The organism is bacterium, from assembly GCA_030647005.1.
Classification (GTDB): domain Bacteria; phylum Patescibacteriota; class Patescibacteriia; order JACPHY01; family JACPHY01; genus JAUSKG01.
The window spans coordinates 25,778-42,224 of the sequence record JAUSKG010000022.1; the positions used below are offsets into that span (position 1 = coordinate 25,778).

Here is a 16,447-nt window from a genome sequence, read left to right on the forward strand (position 1 = left end):
ACTCACGCGCACGCAGCAAGAAACAACTGCGCATTGATGACGTTGAACAAAAACTTGCTGGTACTGTTGGGCAGCGGGTTCGCATCCATGAGTTCCGCGACGGCGCGACGATCCACGAGGTCAAAAATCCGGCCCGGCGCGAGGATCCGCTCGCGAACCGCACCGTCGCGCAGATCAATGAGCGATGCAAGAGAAACGTTGAATCCCTTCTTCTGGCGATCAAGCCGCACGCGGTCGTGCAGCGTACCGCGCATGGCCTCGCGGAGCACGTACTTGCCGTACCCGTCACGAATGAGGTGCTCTGCGGGAATGCGGAACGCGAACTCGCAGAGACGCGTGTCGAGGTATGGACTGCGGTTCTCCACCGAGTAGTACATCGAATTCAAATCGTCCTCGCGCAGAATCACCGGCACCACTTCATGAAACAACTCATTGAGCATCCGGTTACGCAGGAGCGAATCGCAAAAGATGTGTTCGCGAAATTCCTCACGGAAGTCCACGGTCACGTACTGCAGGAACCGGTCACGTTCATCGTACACATGGCCGCGGAACTGTCTATCGGCACTGTAGAGATCGGGATCCCGCAACAGCGGATTGCGCACCATGGGTGCCACATGCGTGATGAAATCACTCCGCGCGCGTGCATACGCCGGATGATTTCGCATCTCATAGAGGTGGAGCGGAAAATGATCGTAGTAGCCCGTTACCAGCTCGTCTGCCGCAGTGCCAGAGATCGCAACGCGGTAGCCGGCATGCGCGATTGCCTCGGACAGGTAGGAATGCACGAAGTATGAAATGGTCGCAATCGGCGCATCGTGGTACGCAATGAGCTGCTCGAGGCGCTCAAAAAAACCCGGCTGCGGAAACGGGATGGCGGTGTGCACGCTCCCAATATCCGCAACGATTTCCTGAATGTTCGGCTCCTCATTATAGCGTGGATCGTGATCAATGACGGAGAATGTGGCGACGCGATATCCAAACTCCTTCGCCGCGATGGAGGCAAGTGATGCCGAGTCCACACCGCCGCTCAAACAGAACGCGAGCGGAACATCCGCACGGAGACGGATGCGCATACTCTCGAGCAGTCGCGCACGGAATCCCTCCACTGCGTCTGCAAGCGTCATGTCTTGGAGTGTGCAGTGCGGCTGCCAGTAGCGATACGAACGCACGGCACCATCCGACTGAACAATGACGTTCGTCGCGTAAGGCACCTCGCGCACACCCTGAAAAAACGTCTCCGACCCCTTCATGAGCGACTTGTACCCGTTCACCAGATACCGAAGCACCTGCGGCGTATTCACGACGAGACGCTGTCCAGACAGTGCTGCAAGGAATTTGATCTCGGAGCCGAACAACACGCCTCCTGTCGTCTCGAGAAGATACAGCGGCTTCTCGCCAAACCGATCACGCGAAAGAAACACCGTCTGCGAGCGCGCGTCGTGAATCGCAAACGCCCACATCCCCTCAAAATCATCCACGCAGCGTTCACCGAAGGTGAGGTACGATTGAAGGAGCACCTCGGAATCGGAAGTCGTACGGAACACGATACCACGCGCTTCGAGGCACTTCCGGAGCTCAAGGTAGTTGTAAATTTCACCGTTGAAAATGAGCGTGCAACCCCCGATGGTCATGGGGAGGTGCGCGCGGGGATCGAGATCAATGATACTCAAACGCGTATGGAGGAACACGCACATGCGATCGCGCATAGGCAAGCGCACGAAACGCTGCGCGTCCGGACCGCGACGGTGCATGGTTGCCAATGTGGCAACCGCGCGCGTGTCGTCCGGGGGTTGTGTTCCGATGTAGCCGGCGATGCCGCACATAATGCTACACGGGCAACGAACGCTCCGGCATGCACTCTTCTATACACTGTGGATCCAAAACCGTTCCCGCCACTACGGCACGTCGAAGACGCTTCCCGATAATCCCAAGCTCCTGCCCTGGCGCAAAAGGTCCCGCGGGGCGCACCCACGTCAGGTGTGCGGCTGACAGCACGATTCCTTCCGGGAGATCTTCTGCAGCGACTACCGCCCGACGGAATGCGCTCCTACCCACTTCCTCACATGGCTGTGGCACCTTCACGCCGCTTCCCATCATCAACTCTACCGCACGGATGCGTTCGACGAGTACTCGGATCTCATCCGGAGTTGCGGAGAGCTGATGGTCGCGAAAATCTGAGTAGTCGTGCGCAAGCGTGAAATGCTTCTCGACGATCCGCGCGCCGATCGCGACCGCTGCAACCGCCGCATCATTCCCCATGGTGTGATCCGAGTATCCGATGGTGGAATGTGGAAATTGCTCCCGTAGCGTCGAGATCGCCCCAAGATTCGCCTGTCCCGGCGGTACCGGATACGATGCGACGCAATGGAGGAGCGCATGATCTCCAGATACGCCACGCGCCGCCCACGCTCCCTGTACGTGAGCGACTGCCACACGGATCTCGTCTACCGTCGCAGCACCAGTCGAAAAAATAACTGGCTTTCCCGTATGTGCGATGACCTCGATCATCGGCAGGAATGTCAGATCACCCGAGGCGACTTTGTATGCAGGGACGAGCGCATCAAGAAATGCCGCACTCTCACAATCGAATGGGGTTGAAAGAAAGAGCACGCCCGCCCGTTGCGCAACAGTAGCGAGATGCCGAAAGTCATCATACGAAAGCTGAAAACGGCGTAGCTGCGCAAGACGCCGCTCATCCGTGCGCGCAACAAGTCGCTCCGGAACAATGGTCTGAAACTTCACCGCGTCCACTCCTGCGAGAGCGGCGCGACCAATGAGGTCTTCTGCAAGCGCACGCGAACCCTCGTGATTATTGCCAATCTCTGCAATCACGAATACACGCGATGCAGTATTGTGATGACCAATCATCATACCGGTAGAGAGACATCTACGTCCTGGAATGCGACCCGTACCATGTGCATATGCGCCGCGCCCTGCTCCGGTGTCAGCTCGTGCACCGCATCGAGCACCGGCGCGCGCGGCCAGCCCGGATCCGTGAACGTCATCCCACCAAACTCCCTTGCCTCGCAATACCGTGGAAGAATCGCCGCGTGCGCCTCGGGCGTTGCCATCATGAGGAACAGGAGGTTTATGCGGTCGGGTGCAAACACCCGCGCGAGCGCATGCTCGACATCGCGCATGACCTGCGCGAATTCCGTCCATGCTTCCGACGTGATTCCACCAAGCGTCGTCGCGTCATCACGATACACCACAAGGAGCGCGCCGAGGGTGAGCGGCTTCCGTTGCACAAGAACGATCCAATGCATGTACTCGCGGACGAGTGTGTCCGGGTAACCAAATTTTTCCAGAACTGCAGATGGGACCATAACGTTTTAGGGCGATGTACCGCGCATCAGTGGAGGAGCAGCCACCGTCGCACGCGACTGATACCACGCGTGTACTGCTTCTCGTACGGTCGCAAGCCGATCATACCGCTGCACCGCATCACGCAACGGCGTGCCGTCGTCCGCGAATGTCGCCTGGACAATCCAAAGCGCGCGATCCGCAGCGCATATGAGCATGCCGCGCTCGGTGATACGGTAGATGCGGCCTGGCTCGCCGTACATCGGAAGCGTTGCGAGTTCCGATCGGAGCAGTTGCACCTTCCGCCCGTCCGCGTAGGTAAACGCACATGGGTATGGCGCAGTGAGCGCGCGGATGCGGTTATGCGCCTCCTGTGCGGTGAGCTGATCCCAGAGGATAAGGCCGTCATCGGGAAACCGAAGCGGGAGATACGCAGCGCGTGCCACATCCTGTACACGCAATGCAGCAGTCCCGTGTGCGAGCTGCTCCACCGCCGCCATGAGCATGACGGGAAACTCACGTTCTGCAATCGTATGCAGGTCCACAATCGTATCATGCGCACCAATAGGAAACGTACGATCGAGAATGACATCGCCAGCATCCACGCCGCTCGCCACTTTGATCACCGATAGCGTGAACGATGTTTCGCCGCGAATGAGCGCCCAGTTCATGGGGGAAGAGCCGCGATACTCGGGCAGCTTCCCGCCGTGCAGATTGATCGTCATCACGAACGGAATATCAATGATGCGCTGCGCAATAATCTTCCCGTACCCGCCAAGCACGAAGAGATCTGCCCGGTACGCGCGGAGCTGCAATGCCACAGCATCCGCGTTCGGATTCTCCGGAGCAATCACGGGAATACCGAATGCTGCTGCGACCGACCGAACGGACGTTGGGGAGTGTCCGGCATCATCCGGATGCACAACGACGCATGCAATTTCGTCTCCATGCTGTTGGAGCGCCCGCAGACACGCGACCCCGCGCGCGCCCTTCCCCCAAAAAACGATTCGCATACGCGCGTCCTCGTCACGCGGGCACCGCCGTCCTTGTGCGGGGCATCGCCACCGCCGCTGGCACGGCGAACGCAGGATGAAATCCCTTGTACCAACCAATGTACCGCTCGTATCCACGCTCAAGCGGATGCTGCGGTGTGTACCCAATCATGCGACGCGCCTTCGCGACATCGAGCGTTCCGCGGTCTGGCATCAATGCGTCTTTCGGCTCGTAACGGACGGTAATACCGGGGAATTCCTTACGCACGACATCCGCAAGCTCTGCGATGGAACGGCCGGTGCCGTAGGTGAGATTGAACGTCTCGTTCTTTGCCTCTGGACGCGCAAGGACACACATGATGCCGTGCACGAGATCGTGTACACAGGTGAAATCGAGCCGATCCGTCCCGTCCCCTTGCACCACAATGTCCTGCCCTGCGATCGCATTCTCGATGAAAATCTGCCCCACGCGGCGCGAGACGCACCGCTCGCCGTAGAGCGCAGACGGACGGACGATCGTATACGGCAATCCAAACACCTGATGATAGGACTTCACGATAAGCTCTCCGGCGAGCTTCAGCGCGCCGTAAATACCCATGGGATGACACGGCGTATCTTCGGACGCAAATCCATCCGGGAAATTTCCGTACACCATGGACGACGAGAAGTACACGAAGTGCTGCACATTCCCACGCGAGTAGTCGAGCGCATTCTCGAGCGTGCGGAGCGAGTGGTCAAACGTGCTATGCGGGTCCTTGTTCGAACGATTCGCGTGCGCGACCGCCGCGAGCTGGACAATGGCATCCGGTTGGATGCGCTTGAGCACTGCGGTGAGCGGATGATAATCGCGCGCATCCTGCACATAGAGCGGCACACCCGCGGCCTCGAGCAGCGCAAGTCGCTCGTGCAGGATACGCGTGTACAACGCGCGGTGCTGCGTCACGCCTTCGCCGACAAATGCGAGGAGATTGTTGATTTGCAAACTATCCACGATCGCAACTTCCGCCCCCTCCGCGCGCAATCCGAGCGCGAGGTTATGGCCGATGAACCCTGCGCCGCCAATCAACGCAATGCGCCGTCCGCTCAAGAGTGCCATACGAACACAAGGTTTATGAAACAGCTACCCGAAGAGGTTGCTGCACGACAACCGCCGCAATTGCTTCTGTCACCATCGCCGCAATGTACGCCATGTCATCTGTCGTGAGGTGCGGACCGACGGGGAGTGCGATGCCGTGATTGCTGATGCGCGCCGCGTGCGGGAATGTGTCGAGACCGTACCCGTACTTCGTGCGGAAGTAGGTGAGGTGCGGAACCGGGTGTGGATAGTAGATGCTCGTGCCGACGCCGCGCGCCTTGAGCGCTGCCACAATCTCAAAGCGCCTCGGCGCGAGTGCATCCGAGAGCATCACGAGGCCGCAGTAGCGACTACTGACACCGTCGCCGTCACTCGTTGCGAGGAGCGCGATGCCGGGAATACGCGCGAGCGCGACGCGGAGCGCGTCGTCATTGCGCACACGCGCAGCAAGGAATCCGGGGACGCGCGTGAGCTGCACGGTGCCGATTGCCGCCTCGATCTCGTTCATCCGGTAATTGTACCCGAGCATCGTCACATCATAGATGCCGGGGATTGCCCGCTCGGTGACGGTCTTGTCCAGACCAAACGCACGCTGGCGACGCATATGCGCCGCGAGCGCGTCGTCGTTTGTCGTCACCATGCCGCCCTCGGCGGTCGTCATGTGCTTCACGGGATAGAACGAAAAGCAGCCAACGTCCCCAAACGTCCCCGCGTGCGCACCGCGGAACCACGTGCCGATCGCGAGCGCGCAATCCTCCACGACGAAAAGGCGGTGCCGATCCGCGATGGCGCGGACGCGATCCATGTCCACCGGCATGCCGAGGTAGTGGACGAGCGAGAGCGCGCGCGTTCGGGACGTAATCGCCACCTCCACCGCATCGAGATCTATGTTCCCCGTGCGCGGCTCTGCATCCACAAACACTGGTGTCGCGCCGACGTACTCCACGGCGAACGCGGTTGCCACATGCGTCTGTGCCGGCACGATCACCTCGTCGCCACGACCGATTCCAGCCGCAAGATACGCGAGGTGCAGACCTGTGGTGCAAGAGCTCACGGCGATCGCGTGCTTCACGCCGACAAATTCTGCAAAGCGATGCTCGAACTCCTCCACGCGCGGACCATGGACGAACGTCGAACCTGCGAGGACGTCCGCAACCGCCGCACGCTCTTCCGCACCGAGCAACGGTTTCCCAAAGGGAATAATCCGCGGAGCAGTGATTTGCATAGTGGCGTAGGTACTTGTCCGCACCTGGCGCGGGAGCACCAGAGGATCAAAAGAGTGCGCATCATGCGCACTCTCATACAACGCATCTATCGTACCGTAGTTGTGTGCGCGCGGGAAACGATCCCCATCTCCCGCTCTATCTCCACAACATCCACAGGTTCTCCACAGTCGGCGGACCGTTCGATTGCGAAGCAGGCCGCCATGGTCAGAAACGCATCATCTCCCGTAATGAGCGGATCACGTCCGTCGAGCACGGCGGTGATGAAGTCCGTCAAAAGATCGTACTTCGCGCACCCGGGATACGGCTGCTCCACCGCTGTCGGCGGCACCACGGGATCGCGGGAAGTGTAGTACCGCCCGTGCGGGAGATCGTTCACGAATGTCGCCCGTGTTCCATAGAGCGCAACCGGGTGGAAATGTGGCGCGACGCACCCAAAGTGCACGCCGACGGTCCCGATGATACCACTCGCAAACGTGAGTGTCGCGGTGATGGAGTCGCGGAAATGATACGGTGTGCCACGCGAGGCGATCTGGTTCCCGACCGCGAACACGCGCGTGATGTCATCACCCGTGAACCACCGCAAGAGATCAACCACATGGATCCCGCCACCATACACGACGGAGTAGAACGGGAGCCGCCCACGCCACCCATCGGTGATCTTCTGCAAGCGTCCGTACTGATAGCTCGCTTCCACCGCGAAAAGCTGACCGAACGCGCCCGCATCGCACTGCTCCTTCACCCACCGGAACCGCTGCGAGGTGCGCAGGATGGTATTCGTGGAGAGCCGAAGGCCGGGATGTGCCGCGAGTGCGGCGCGAATACGACATGCTTCCTCCACCGAATAGCACAGCGGCTTCTCCGCGAACACGTGCTTCCCGTGCGCAAGCGCAGTCAGGATCTGCGCCCCGTGCGCATCGTCGTACGTTGCGATGACCACGCAGTCCACGTCTGGATCTGTGAGTACCGCATCGGCATCGCCGATGCGGCGTACGCCCGGAAATCGCGCGCCCACCTCCGCGAGCTTCGCTGGATCCCGATCGCAGAGCACCGCGAGTGTCGCACGCGGGTGCTGCAGGACGCCGATCGCGTGCTGCTCCCCGACGCCGAGTCCAATAACACCAACACGAAACGATTCCATACACTCCTCCATGTTCAATGAACGCTGTGGGTGCCCCCACGCTCGCCTTCGGGCACCATCGCAAGGATTTCCTCGTAATGGTATGCGGTGTGCGAACGCTCCATCTGCTGCACGATCCGCACGAAGCGCTCCCAATCCTCCACCGTATCCACCGCGAGCTGCGCAGTACTGTTATCGTGCGACGCGCTGAAGTTCTTGATGCGGAACTCCTCTGGGTGCTGATAATAGTACCGCGTAACATGCTCGCGATCCAACGGATCCGTCATGCGCACATGCGCGCGTCGGAATGGCTCCGTGCGCACAACCTCCACGGAAACGCCCACGGGAAAACTCCGCGGAAACGTGTTCGTGACAAGATCATACTCGCTACCGCGAAACAATGCCACCGCAGTCGAAATGACCGCAGGATCAGTGAGCGGGCTATCCCCGCACACGCGCACGAATGCGTCGAATTCGTGCGCGTCCGCAGCGGCAAAAAATCGCCCAGCGACGTCCACAAGTGAACCACGGAAGCACGGAATGCTCTTGTCCGCACAGAACGCAGCGATGGGATCATCGCTCGTTTCGTCCGACGTTGCCACGATCACACCATCCACGCCGTGCGCAAGTGCAACACGCTCAAGTGTGTACAGAAGCATGGGCTTCCCCCCAAGGTCACGGAGCACCTTCCCCGGCAACCGTTGCGAGCTCATCCGTGCTTGAACGATGATGCCGATCGTCATACGTATGTTTGTGGTGCGGCTGGTACCGCAACCCCTTCGGGATAATATGCAACCGTTTCTGCATGCCACCGCTCGAAAAAATTCTGCACCGCACGGTAATCGTCGCCAGTCCAAGGGATGGTTTCGTCGACATCGCGCCGCTCCGCGATCATACACAGAACGTCATGATCAATGTAGCGATTCGTCTGTCGCACCGCGAAGTGCGCAGTAGCGAGCTGTGCCGTGAGCGTCTGGGCGCTCCACCGGAACGCGTGACTATCCGCAGCACGACCCCCGAGGTAGTAGTGGAGCGGCTTCTTGAATGGGACGAAAATGCGACTGCCCGTTGCCACCACCACCTGCCCACCGGGCCGCAACATCCGGTGTGCTGCCGCGAGCATCGCGCGCGGCGACTGACAATTCTCCATGGTCCACGCGATGACCGCGATATCATACTGCCCTGCGGATGTTCCGCTTGCCGCATACTCCTCAATGGTGCCACGGAAATTGGGAATACCAAGGGCTGTCATGCGCGCACAGTTCGCGCGCGACGGCTCAATACCAAACACGGCGGCTCCGTACTCCGACTGCCGGAGCATCTCGAGGAATACCCCCTCCCCTGCACCGATGTCGCACACACGCTTCCCCTGCAGCCCCCCGAGCTGCTCCGCCATGAACGCCGCGACGAACGTGAGCCGCGCCCGCACTGCCGGTAGGAGCGCGGTGTACCCGTTCCCATAAATCTGCTCTGACCACTCATCCGCAATCGCGCCCGCGGAGCGGCGTTGCTTCACATACACAAACCCGCACTGTATGCAGATATGAATCGGCTGCCCGCCCGTGTATTCGCGCGCATGCGGAACCTCCACGGCATCCGTGGTACCACAAATGTCACAGGGAAAATCCATTGGGTCAGATTGGGACATACATTTGTGTCATTGCGAGGGAGTCCGCGACCAAAGCAATCCCGACCACGACCAGATGCAGGAGCTACGGCCGTTCCCCACCAATGATATCCAGCATTGCTTCGACGCGCGCAGCCGTGCTCCTCGCAATGACATCGAATTACACTGGCGGAAACCGCAGCTGCCATTCCCCTCCCTCCTGCTTCCAAATCTCGGCATTTCGGTGCCGGTCAATGAGCGCGGTGAACTCCTGATCCGTGAGGTGGAGGTACGCGAGCATGTCCTGGTAGTACCGCGCAGGAAACTCATGATCGTATGCGCGTGCGTGCGCGAGTCCCCGCTCCCGCGTGAGTTGCTTGTTCTGGATCATGCGACTCGCATCGCGTATCGCGCGGCCAAAACCAAACTTCACGTACTGCAGGTAGTAGTAGAGGTTGTCCGATTTGTCATCCAACGAATCAAAGTCCGTGAATGTTCCCTCCGTGCGCCCCTCGGCACACGTCTGAAAATCAATCTTATCCTTGATGTATTCGTAATTCTCAAAGCTGCTCCACTTGAAGAAATACGCGAAGTAGTATGCGCGCACGCCGACGCGCTGGATGTCCTGGATGGCAGGATACCGATACGGGTTGAGGTCACGCTCCGTCACCACGTCATCCACCCAGTTGCGCGGATCGTCACCAATTTGATGCTCGATAACCTCGGTAAAATCCCGCACTTTCGCAGAATCCTCACGAAGCACCTTGCCGCCGTACTCGCTCTCGCCGTGCTCGGCGTACAAAACGAGCGGGATGCCGTACCGCACCGCGGCCTGTACTGGCGTTGCGTTGATACCCGCATCCCACGCAATCTTATGATTGCCGCGCTCCAGAAAGAATCGCCGCGCGAGATGCCGGTGGATACGCTGATCTGGACGAAGGAGATGATGATCAAACCCCGCCTGAATCATCGCCTCGTAGTTGTGCAGACCGACAGCCGTCGGAAGTTGTGGCGAGAACGTGACGAGGAGCGGATTCATCCCAAACTCATGCTTGAGCTTGTACGCGATGGCACTGCTGTCCTTCCCACCGCTCCACGGCACGATGCAATCCCACGATCCATCGTCCGCACGGTACTGATCGAGCAACGCGAGAAACTCCGCACGCCGCGCCGCCCAATCAATGCCATCCCACTTCCGCTCCGCATACCGACATGCATTGCACACGCCCTCTGCATCAAAAACGATGCGCGGACGCGAGTTGGGCATGACGCAACGCGTACAGTACTGAATCGTGCGGCCCCCATGTGCTGCGATGTCTTGCCGCGTGTGCGATGTGATCGTCATGTCCATACAGTTACACGCGCACCGAAATCCCCGCCTTCGCAAGGTACGCCTTCGCGCTATGGATACTCGGCTCCGTGAAGTGATAAATATTCGCAGTGCACACCGCGGACGCATGGCCGTCGCGAAATCCGTCCACAAAATCCTGCCACTTGCCCGCGCCACCGCACACGAGTACCGGAACGTCCACGGCATCGGCGACGAGCTGGTTCAACGTATTGTCGTAGCCCTCCAATGACCCGTCCTTCTCCATGGAGGTGATCATGACCTCCCCCGCTCCGCGCGCTTGCGCTTCTCGCGCCCACGCCGCTGGATTGAGCCCTGTCGGTTGCGTCCCACACTCGGTATACACCTCGTAGGTCCCCTGCGCATTCCGCCTCGCATCCAAAGAAACAACGACGCACTGCGCTCCGTATGCCTGTGCGATCTCCGTGATAAACCCAGGCCGTTGCACTGCCACCGAATTCACCACCACCTTGTCGGCACCGCTCCGCAGGAGCTGCTGCACATCCTCCATCGTACGCACTCCGCCGCCCGCTGCCAATGGCACGAAACAGCGCTCCGAGAATTGCTCCACCACTGCAAGAAAATGCTCACGCACACCCAACCCGGGACGGGTGATATCGAGGAGCACCACTTCATCTACAGACCATGCGTCCACAAAACTCGCCGTGTAGCGGTAGTCCGGTTGAAACTCCTTCGTCCGAAACAGCACGCCGTCATTGAACGTAAGGACGGTGACAACACGATTACGCAACATACGAGCGCGCAGGCATTTGCAACAAAAAATTCTTCAGGAACTGCAATCCATGCTGCTGACTCTTCTCCGGATGAAACTGTGTTGCGACAATGTTTTTTTGCTGGAACGCGGCCGTGAAACGCGACCCGTACTCGCATTCCCCCACAACGATTGTGGAATCATCGCATCGAATGTGAAAACTATGGACATAATAAAACAGCGCGTCGGTAGGAATGCCATCAAACAGCGGGGACTGTTGCGTGCGGATGCAATCGTTCCATCCGACATGCGGCACGCGCAGCCCATCCGGCGGCGCAAGGCGTACTACATCCGCAGCGATCCATCCCAGTCCTTCATGGTGACCAAATTCCTCACTCGATCGCGCGAAAAGCTGCGCGCCGAGGCAGACGCCAAGGATGGGTTTCTGCTGGTGCAAGATGAGATCGGTGAGCGGCTCCACGAGATTACGCGTGCGGAGATTCGCCATGCCATCGCCAAACGCGCCCACGCCCGGCAGGATGAGCGCCTCGGCGCGCTGCAGCTCTGCGGGGTCCGCCGTAACGATTGGCACGAACCCTACCCGCGCAACCGCCGCCGCGACCGAACGGATATTCCCGAGACCGTAGTCAATGATGGCAACCATACGCGCACGACGGACGACACCGTATCTTGGACCAGCGTACCGCACGAGCGCGCGCCCGCAAGAGAAACGGACGGCCCATGAGGAGCCGTCCGTTCAGACACCGTCAGAACACAATGAAGATAATTGCGCAGCCCGCGATGCCGATGGCGAACCGTGCGTACACCCCGCGCCCGAGGCCCTGCGCCTCCTTGAACACGATGAGGCCGACCATGGTCGGAATCACCATTTCCGCGACCTGCTTGATCGGCTGGACGACGGTGATTGGTGCCAGCGATTGCGACCACGTCCACATGAATAGTGCAATGGCAATCGTGGAAGCGAGGAGCAGCATACCGCGGATACCGCGCGCATCGAGCGGCGCTCCTGCTTCCGCACGTCCGAGGAGGAACCGAATGCTCAACGCGCCGACGTATGACCCAAGGTACCACGCGGCGACGAAGCTCGGCACGGACACTCCCTCGAGCGCAAACACGCGCATGGCGAAGTGCCCGAATCCCCAGATGACGCTGTACCCCGCGATCCACAGCGCGAGCTGCTTCCATGGGAATGTCGCTGCAGGTACCGCTACACCATCTGCACCGCGATACCGCGCCACGGAGATTGCCGTGCCGCCAGCGATGGCAACCGCGACGCCGGTCGCAAGCAGTGCAGAGTCGGCGAGGTGCGCATACTCGTGGAGCACGAAGTACCCGAGTGCCATCGCGATGAAGTCGTCCGCCTGCGTGAAGAGGTATGTCCGACTCACGCTGATGTCCACGGCACGCCATTGACAGTACGCGCCCAAGCTGTTCACGAATCCGATGGCACCGATTGCAAGGGTCCATGTCCCGACGATCGGCGCACCCACGATCCACGCGAACAGCACGGCGTAGCACGCCGCAAACCCGAACATCCACACCATGCGCCGCGTCCGCGATGGAAGCCCTGTCGCACGCTTGATGAGGATTGGATTCACGACCATCGTGAAGAGTCCCAACGATATCGGCAATTGCCAAGGAACCACTTCCATCACGCTTCCTCCTTTTCATGCGTTGCACCGCAACACACCAACCAACTATGATACTGCTGGATGCGCTGTCAATCGGACGACGGGAGGAGGTACCGATCGAGAAATGCCGTGTCGGTGGGATCGGCGGGCTGTGCGACCGCATCGCACAGCGCACGCGCATCGAATACCACTCGCGCACGATCGTCGCAGGCCGCACGGACGATACGCACGCGCCGCGCAAGGAGCGCGAGCGCATCGGGGAATGGTGGTGCGGGGTCGCCGTCCACCAACAGTGCCACTATCGGTTTGGTCGTGCAGAGTGCGATGGGAAACGCGGTGGTGCGCATGCTCCCGAATACGAACGCATCCGCGTGGGTATGCGCGGTGTGAAAGTCCTCCGCGAGCACCTCGGCGCGCCCATCAAACATCCCTCGCACTTCCGCGAGACGATCTGGGTGCGCCTTGTAGACAACACCGTACCCGGCATCGCGGAGTGCTTCGATGATGCGGAGTTCGAGGTCCAACTGCTGGAGCCCAAGCGACGCGGCGGCAGTGTACTTACGTTGTGCGTTCTGCGGAAATCCGATGACCATGACGCGACGGATGCGCGCCGCTGCAGGGACCGGGCGCATGCGCTGCCGGATTGCGCGATAGATACCGCTCACGCCCGATACAATTGTGAGCGGGTTTGGCACGATGGGAAGCCGCGCGCGATGGATGCGACGGCAGAGATCGGCACTCCCATCGGTGTAGGTGACGTAGGTATCCGAGAGCGCGAACTCGGACCATGTTGGCATCGCGGTGTTGAAGAGCCCTACGAATCCCCCGTGCGCAGCCGTCATCACGCGCCCGCCACGCTCCCGCACGGCGAGCGCGAGTGCGCGTTGGCGATGCTGCGTCGCCGATCCAAGCGCAACGTGCGCGACGGCATGGGCTGCAACGAATGCGCGCATCTGCAGCAGCATGCGGACTGCATCCACGAGCATTGCGTCCGTCCGCGTACGGAGTACATCACGGAACGCATCATCGGTAGGAATCGCGTACTGCTGAGCGATACCGGTACACGCATCCACCAACGACGCGGCAGCGATGCGCAGGGCCGCGCGTACACCAACAGGACAATCGGGCATCGGGGGAAGCGCGTCGTTGTACAGCGTCCGAACCCACTCCGGGGTGTGCGCGAGGTACTCCGCGAGAAGCGCATGCGGTGCTCCTGCAACCCATATCCGACGTTCGGAGCGGACGCGCGCCGCCATCTTCACCGCAGTTGCATTCGCGGCAATTCCGCGCCCCCATCGCACCAGCCGAACCGCAGGCACCATCCACACGGCGCGCGCGGCACCGACGGATGCCGTAAATGATGCGGCGTGCCCGAGTGCCTCCGCAAACCACGCGGCGGCTGGCTGGCACACGGGCTCATGCCCCGCCGCACGCACGCGCACCACCACCGCGCGCGCGTGGAGCATGTGCACGAGCGTGACCGGAAGCTCGCGCGCGATGAGCAGCGCGGCACCGACATCCCCCGGCGTGGCGGCAATGGCGGATCGCACGGATCCTTCCACTGCATCGGCTAACGCAATAAATTCGTGGTCCGGGACGGGCCACGAGCATGTCTCGCGCCAGCGATCAACGCCGAATGCTTTCACGGAGCCGATGTCGAGGGGGAACTCGCGGGTTGCCATACCGATGGAGCTACTGACGATATGCGCGACGCATCCGTGCGAAGCCCGTGCGCGTCATACACCGCCTCAAATGCACGGGCGGCATCGAGCACCGATTGCGGGGTTGCGCAACGAACACCAGGACGCATGACCGGCGGCTTCTCGCCAACGATCGGACGGACGGCGCGGACGACCAGCGTACGGTCGTGCGCCGCAATCGCGATACCGTCATCATGCACACGAATAATCAGCCCACTCATGAACGGATGGAATGCCCCATCACGATCATGCGTGGTTGCCCCATGCAACGTCACACGCGCACCACGGAGGAACGTCATCGCACCGGAGTACGGATCGTCAAACGCCGCGATGAACTGCGCAATCTCCTCGCCACTCCACCGCCAATCAACGAAACCGTGCTCTGCGGTCGCGAGCCGCGGGAAGTACGTTGCACGTGCCTCGTCTTGCGAGATGTGCGGAAAATCATCGTCCACACGAAGCCGGTCGAGAAATCGCGCAAAAAAATCCGGCTCGTGTGCAACGTGATATGCCCGATACTCCGCAGGGGTCCGACAGGTCTCTGGGAACATGTACGACTCCATGGCGATGATGGGACCGCTATCGACACCTGCATCCACCTCGTGGAAGAGGAACGCGCCACGGCGATCGTCGCGCATCACCTGCCACGAAAACGTCGCCGCGCCACGATTCTCCGGCAAGCACGTCCCGTGCGCGTTGAGGAGCCGACCCGCAAACAACACGAGGTGCTCATTGCGGAAAATCCACGGCGCACCAAACGATATACCAATCGTGCGCTCGTCGACGAGCGTCTCGAGGGGGAAGGCGCGGAGATCGGTAATGGAATGGAATGGGATGCCCATATCCCGCAGGTGCTGCTCGACCGTCACCGTCGTGCCGTCGAGTACCGCCGTGAGGAGTCGCGGCGCGGAACACACGATCACGCCGTACCCGCGCGCGATCGCGTGCTGCGCGAATGCGGCGAGACGCGTCCCACCGCCGAAGAGCACAAATCGGTTGATGGGGCCAAATCGCATACTATGACGCAATGATGCGCACCACCTCAAACGCCTCGGCCGCACGCAAGCCAGCCGTCGCGCCGCGCCAGCATGCGAGCGCATCAATCGCCTCATGCGACCGCGGATGCGGAAAGGGGCGCATCTCCCGCTCGTAGTGCCGGAGCGCTTCATGTTTCGTTGCGAGTGTGTCGGTGATGTCCACAAAGAGCGTCGGCGCAAAGGCAGCGGGGCTGTTCCACTCGGTTGCGGACGGCGTCTCAAATGAGAGAATCGTCCGCACGCACATGCCAGGGAGCGGCCGACACGCGGTGAGCACTGCTGCGAACGTTGCGCGATGGTCCACATTGAGGTCGCCGCGGTGATGCGTGAGAATCGTGTCGGGACGATGCTCCGCAACCGCCGCCTCCACGGCCTTCGCAATGTCGAGGAGCGGAACGGTATCAAAACGGTTATCCGGAAAATCGAGGACACGTACGGAAGCAACCGCCAATGCTGCTGCCGCACCCTGTGCCGCCGCTTGAAGCCCATCAACCACTGCGTGTTGCGCAAGCCCCACAGCGCGCGTCGCATGCCGCGCGGTCTCACCTTCTCCGAGAACGAGCACATGCGCGGTCGCGCCCGCACGCACCCACTTTGCAACCGTCCCCGCACAACCGAGTACTTCGTCATCGGGATGCGCGGCAACGATGAGTACGCTCCGCGGTATTGAAAATGCCAT

General features: G+C 60.7%; 16 protein-coding genes. All 16 read right to left on the reverse strand.

Features of this window, described 5'->3' with window-relative positions; all coding sequences use genetic code 11:
- Nucleotides 1-2: 2 nt before the first annotated feature.
- The 16 genes from asnB to Q7S96_02990 all read right to left on the reverse strand — a co-directional run bounded on the left by asnB (nucleotide 3) and on the right by Q7S96_02990 (nucleotide 16,447).
- Complete coding sequence (gene asnB, locus Q7S96_02915; protein MDO8463197.1) at nucleotides 3-1,823, reverse strand: asparagine synthase (glutamine-hydrolyzing); 1,821 nt, start codon at nucleotides 1,821-1,823, stop codon at nucleotides 3-5.
- 4 nt (nucleotides 1,824-1,827) lie between these two features.
- Nucleotides 1,828-2,871 (reverse strand): N-acetylneuraminate synthase family protein, encoded by a 1,044-nt coding sequence (locus Q7S96_02920; GenBank protein ID MDO8463198.1) that lies wholly within the window; start codon nucleotides 2,869-2,871, stop codon nucleotides 1,828-1,830.
- Nucleotides 2,868-3,326: an HIT family protein gene (locus Q7S96_02925; GenBank protein ID MDO8463199.1), complete on the reverse strand. Its 459-nt coding sequence runs from the start codon at nucleotides 3,324-3,326 to the stop codon at nucleotides 2,868-2,870. Before Q7S96_02925 ends, Q7S96_02920 begins: the two co-directional genes overlap by 4 nt.
- 6 nt (nucleotides 3,327-3,332) lie before the next feature.
- Nucleotides 3,333-4,316: a methionyl-tRNA formyltransferase gene (locus tag Q7S96_02930; GenBank protein MDO8463200.1), complete on the reverse strand. Its 984-nt coding sequence runs from the start codon at nucleotides 4,314-4,316 to the stop codon at nucleotides 3,333-3,335.
- Between the two features lie 13 nt (nucleotides 4,317-4,329).
- Nucleotides 4,330-5,391: an NAD-dependent epimerase/dehydratase family protein gene (locus tag Q7S96_02935; protein ID MDO8463201.1), complete on the reverse strand. Its 1,062-nt coding sequence runs from the start codon at nucleotides 5,389-5,391 to the stop codon at nucleotides 4,330-4,332.
- A 13-nt stretch (nucleotides 5,392-5,404) separates the two neighbouring features.
- A complete protein-coding gene (locus Q7S96_02940) occupies nucleotides 5,405-6,595 on the reverse strand; it encodes a DegT/DnrJ/EryC1/StrS family aminotransferase (GenBank protein MDO8463202.1) in 1,191 nt (396 codons plus the stop codon).
- 86 nt (nucleotides 6,596-6,681) lie between these two features.
- The gene (locus Q7S96_02945; protein ID MDO8463203.1) at nucleotides 6,682-7,734 is read right to left on the reverse strand and encodes a Gfo/Idh/MocA family oxidoreductase; all 1,053 of its coding nucleotides are present in this window, start codon (nucleotides 7,732-7,734) and stop codon (nucleotides 6,682-6,684) included.
- Nucleotides 7,735-7,748: 14 nt separating this feature from the next.
- Entirely contained in the window at nucleotides 7,749-8,456 is a 708-nt protein-coding gene (locus tag Q7S96_02950) for a glycosyltransferase family protein (protein ID MDO8463204.1), read from the reverse strand.
- Entirely contained in the window at nucleotides 8,453-9,343 is an 891-nt protein-coding gene (locus Q7S96_02955; protein ID MDO8463205.1) for a class I SAM-dependent methyltransferase, read from the reverse strand. The genes Q7S96_02950 and Q7S96_02955 overlap by 4 nt, the downstream gene beginning before the upstream one ends.
- Before the next feature lie 157 nt (nucleotides 9,344-9,500).
- Complete coding sequence (locus tag Q7S96_02960) at nucleotides 9,501-10,670, reverse strand: N-acetyl sugar amidotransferase (GenBank protein MDO8463206.1); 1,170 nt, start codon at nucleotides 10,668-10,670, stop codon at nucleotides 9,501-9,503.
- Nucleotides 10,671-10,674: 4 nt separating this feature from the next.
- A complete protein-coding gene (locus Q7S96_02965; GenBank protein ID MDO8463207.1) occupies nucleotides 10,675-11,421 on the reverse strand; it encodes an imidazole glycerol phosphate synthase cyclase subunit in 747 nt (248 codons plus the stop codon).
- Nucleotides 11,411-12,043 carry an imidazole glycerol phosphate synthase subunit HisH gene (gene hisH, locus Q7S96_02970; GenBank protein MDO8463208.1) on the reverse strand — a complete coding sequence of 211 codons (633 nt, stop codon included), beginning with the start codon at nucleotides 12,041-12,043 and terminating at the stop codon, nucleotides 11,411-11,413. Before hisH ends, Q7S96_02965 begins: the two co-directional genes overlap by 11 nt.
- Before the next feature lie 103 nt (nucleotides 12,044-12,146).
- Complete coding sequence (locus tag Q7S96_02975; protein MDO8463209.1) at nucleotides 12,147-13,052, reverse strand: hypothetical protein; 906 nt, start codon at nucleotides 13,050-13,052, stop codon at nucleotides 12,147-12,149.
- A 68-nt stretch (nucleotides 13,053-13,120) separates the two neighbouring features.
- On the reverse strand, nucleotides 13,121-14,713 hold the full coding sequence (locus Q7S96_02980) for a hypothetical protein (protein ID MDO8463210.1): 1,593 nt from the start codon (nucleotides 14,711-14,713) through the stop codon (nucleotides 13,121-13,123).
- Nucleotides 14,674-15,747 carry a hypothetical protein gene (locus Q7S96_02985; protein MDO8463211.1) on the reverse strand — a complete coding sequence of 358 codons (1,074 nt, stop codon included), beginning with the start codon at nucleotides 15,745-15,747 and terminating at the stop codon, nucleotides 14,674-14,676. Before Q7S96_02985 ends, Q7S96_02980 begins: the two co-directional genes overlap by 40 nt.
- Before the next feature lies 1 nt (nucleotide 15,748).
- Complete coding sequence (locus Q7S96_02990) at nucleotides 15,749-16,447, reverse strand: PIG-L deacetylase family protein (GenBank protein MDO8463212.1); 699 nt, start codon at nucleotides 16,445-16,447, stop codon at nucleotides 15,749-15,751.

Coding starts and splice junctions, on each gene's coding strand:
- asnB (MDO8463197.1), bottom strand. CDS start 1,823: ATGTGCGGCATCGCCGGCTACATCGGAACACAACCCCCGGACGACACG.
- Q7S96_02920 (MDO8463198.1), bottom strand. CDS start 2,871: ATGATGATTGGTCATCACAATACTGCATCGCGTGTATTCGTGATTGCA.
- Q7S96_02925 (MDO8463199.1), bottom strand. CDS start 3,326: ATGGTCCCATCTGCAGTTCTGGAAAAATTTGGTTACCCGGACACACTC.
- Q7S96_02930 (MDO8463200.1), bottom strand. CDS start 4,316: ATGCGAATCGTTTTTTGGGGGAAGGGCGCGCGCGGGGTCGCGTGTCTG.
- Q7S96_02935 (MDO8463201.1), bottom strand. CDS start 5,391: ATGGCACTCTTGAGCGGACGGCGCATTGCGTTGATTGGCGGCGCAGGG.
- Q7S96_02940 (MDO8463202.1), bottom strand. CDS start 6,595: ATGCAAATCACTGCTCCGCGGATTATTCCCTTTGGGAAACCGTTGCTC.
- Q7S96_02945 (MDO8463203.1), bottom strand. CDS start 7,734: ATGGAATCGTTTCGTGTTGGTGTTATTGGACTCGGCGTCGGGGAGCAG.
- Q7S96_02950 (MDO8463204.1), bottom strand. CDS start 8,456: ATGACGATCGGCATCATCGTTCAAGCACGGATGAGCTCGCAACGGTTG.
- Q7S96_02955 (MDO8463205.1), bottom strand. CDS start 9,343: ATGGATTTTCCCTGTGACATTTGTGGTACCACGGATGCCGTGGAGGTT.
- Q7S96_02960 (MDO8463206.1), bottom strand. CDS start 10,670: ATGGACATGACGATCACATCGCACACGCGGCAAGACATCGCAGCACAT.
- Q7S96_02965 (MDO8463207.1), bottom strand. CDS start 11,421: ATGTTGCGTAATCGTGTTGTCACCGTCCTTACGTTCAATGACGGCGTG.
- hisH (MDO8463208.1), bottom strand. CDS start 12,043: ATGGTTGCCATCATTGACTACGGTCTCGGGAATATCCGTTCGGTCGCG.
- Q7S96_02975 (MDO8463209.1), bottom strand. CDS start 13,052: ATGGAAGTGGTTCCTTGGCAATTGCCGATATCGTTGGGACTCTTCACG.
- Q7S96_02980 (MDO8463210.1), bottom strand. CDS start 14,713: ATGGCAACCCGCGAGTTCCCCCTCGACATCGGCTCCGTGAAAGCATTC.
- Q7S96_02985 (MDO8463211.1), bottom strand. CDS start 15,747: ATGCGATTTGGCCCCATCAACCGATTTGTGCTCTTCGGCGGTGGGACG.
- Q7S96_02990 (MDO8463212.1), bottom strand. CDS start 16,447: ATGGCATTTTCAATACCGCGGAGCGTACTCATCGTTGCCGCGCATCCC.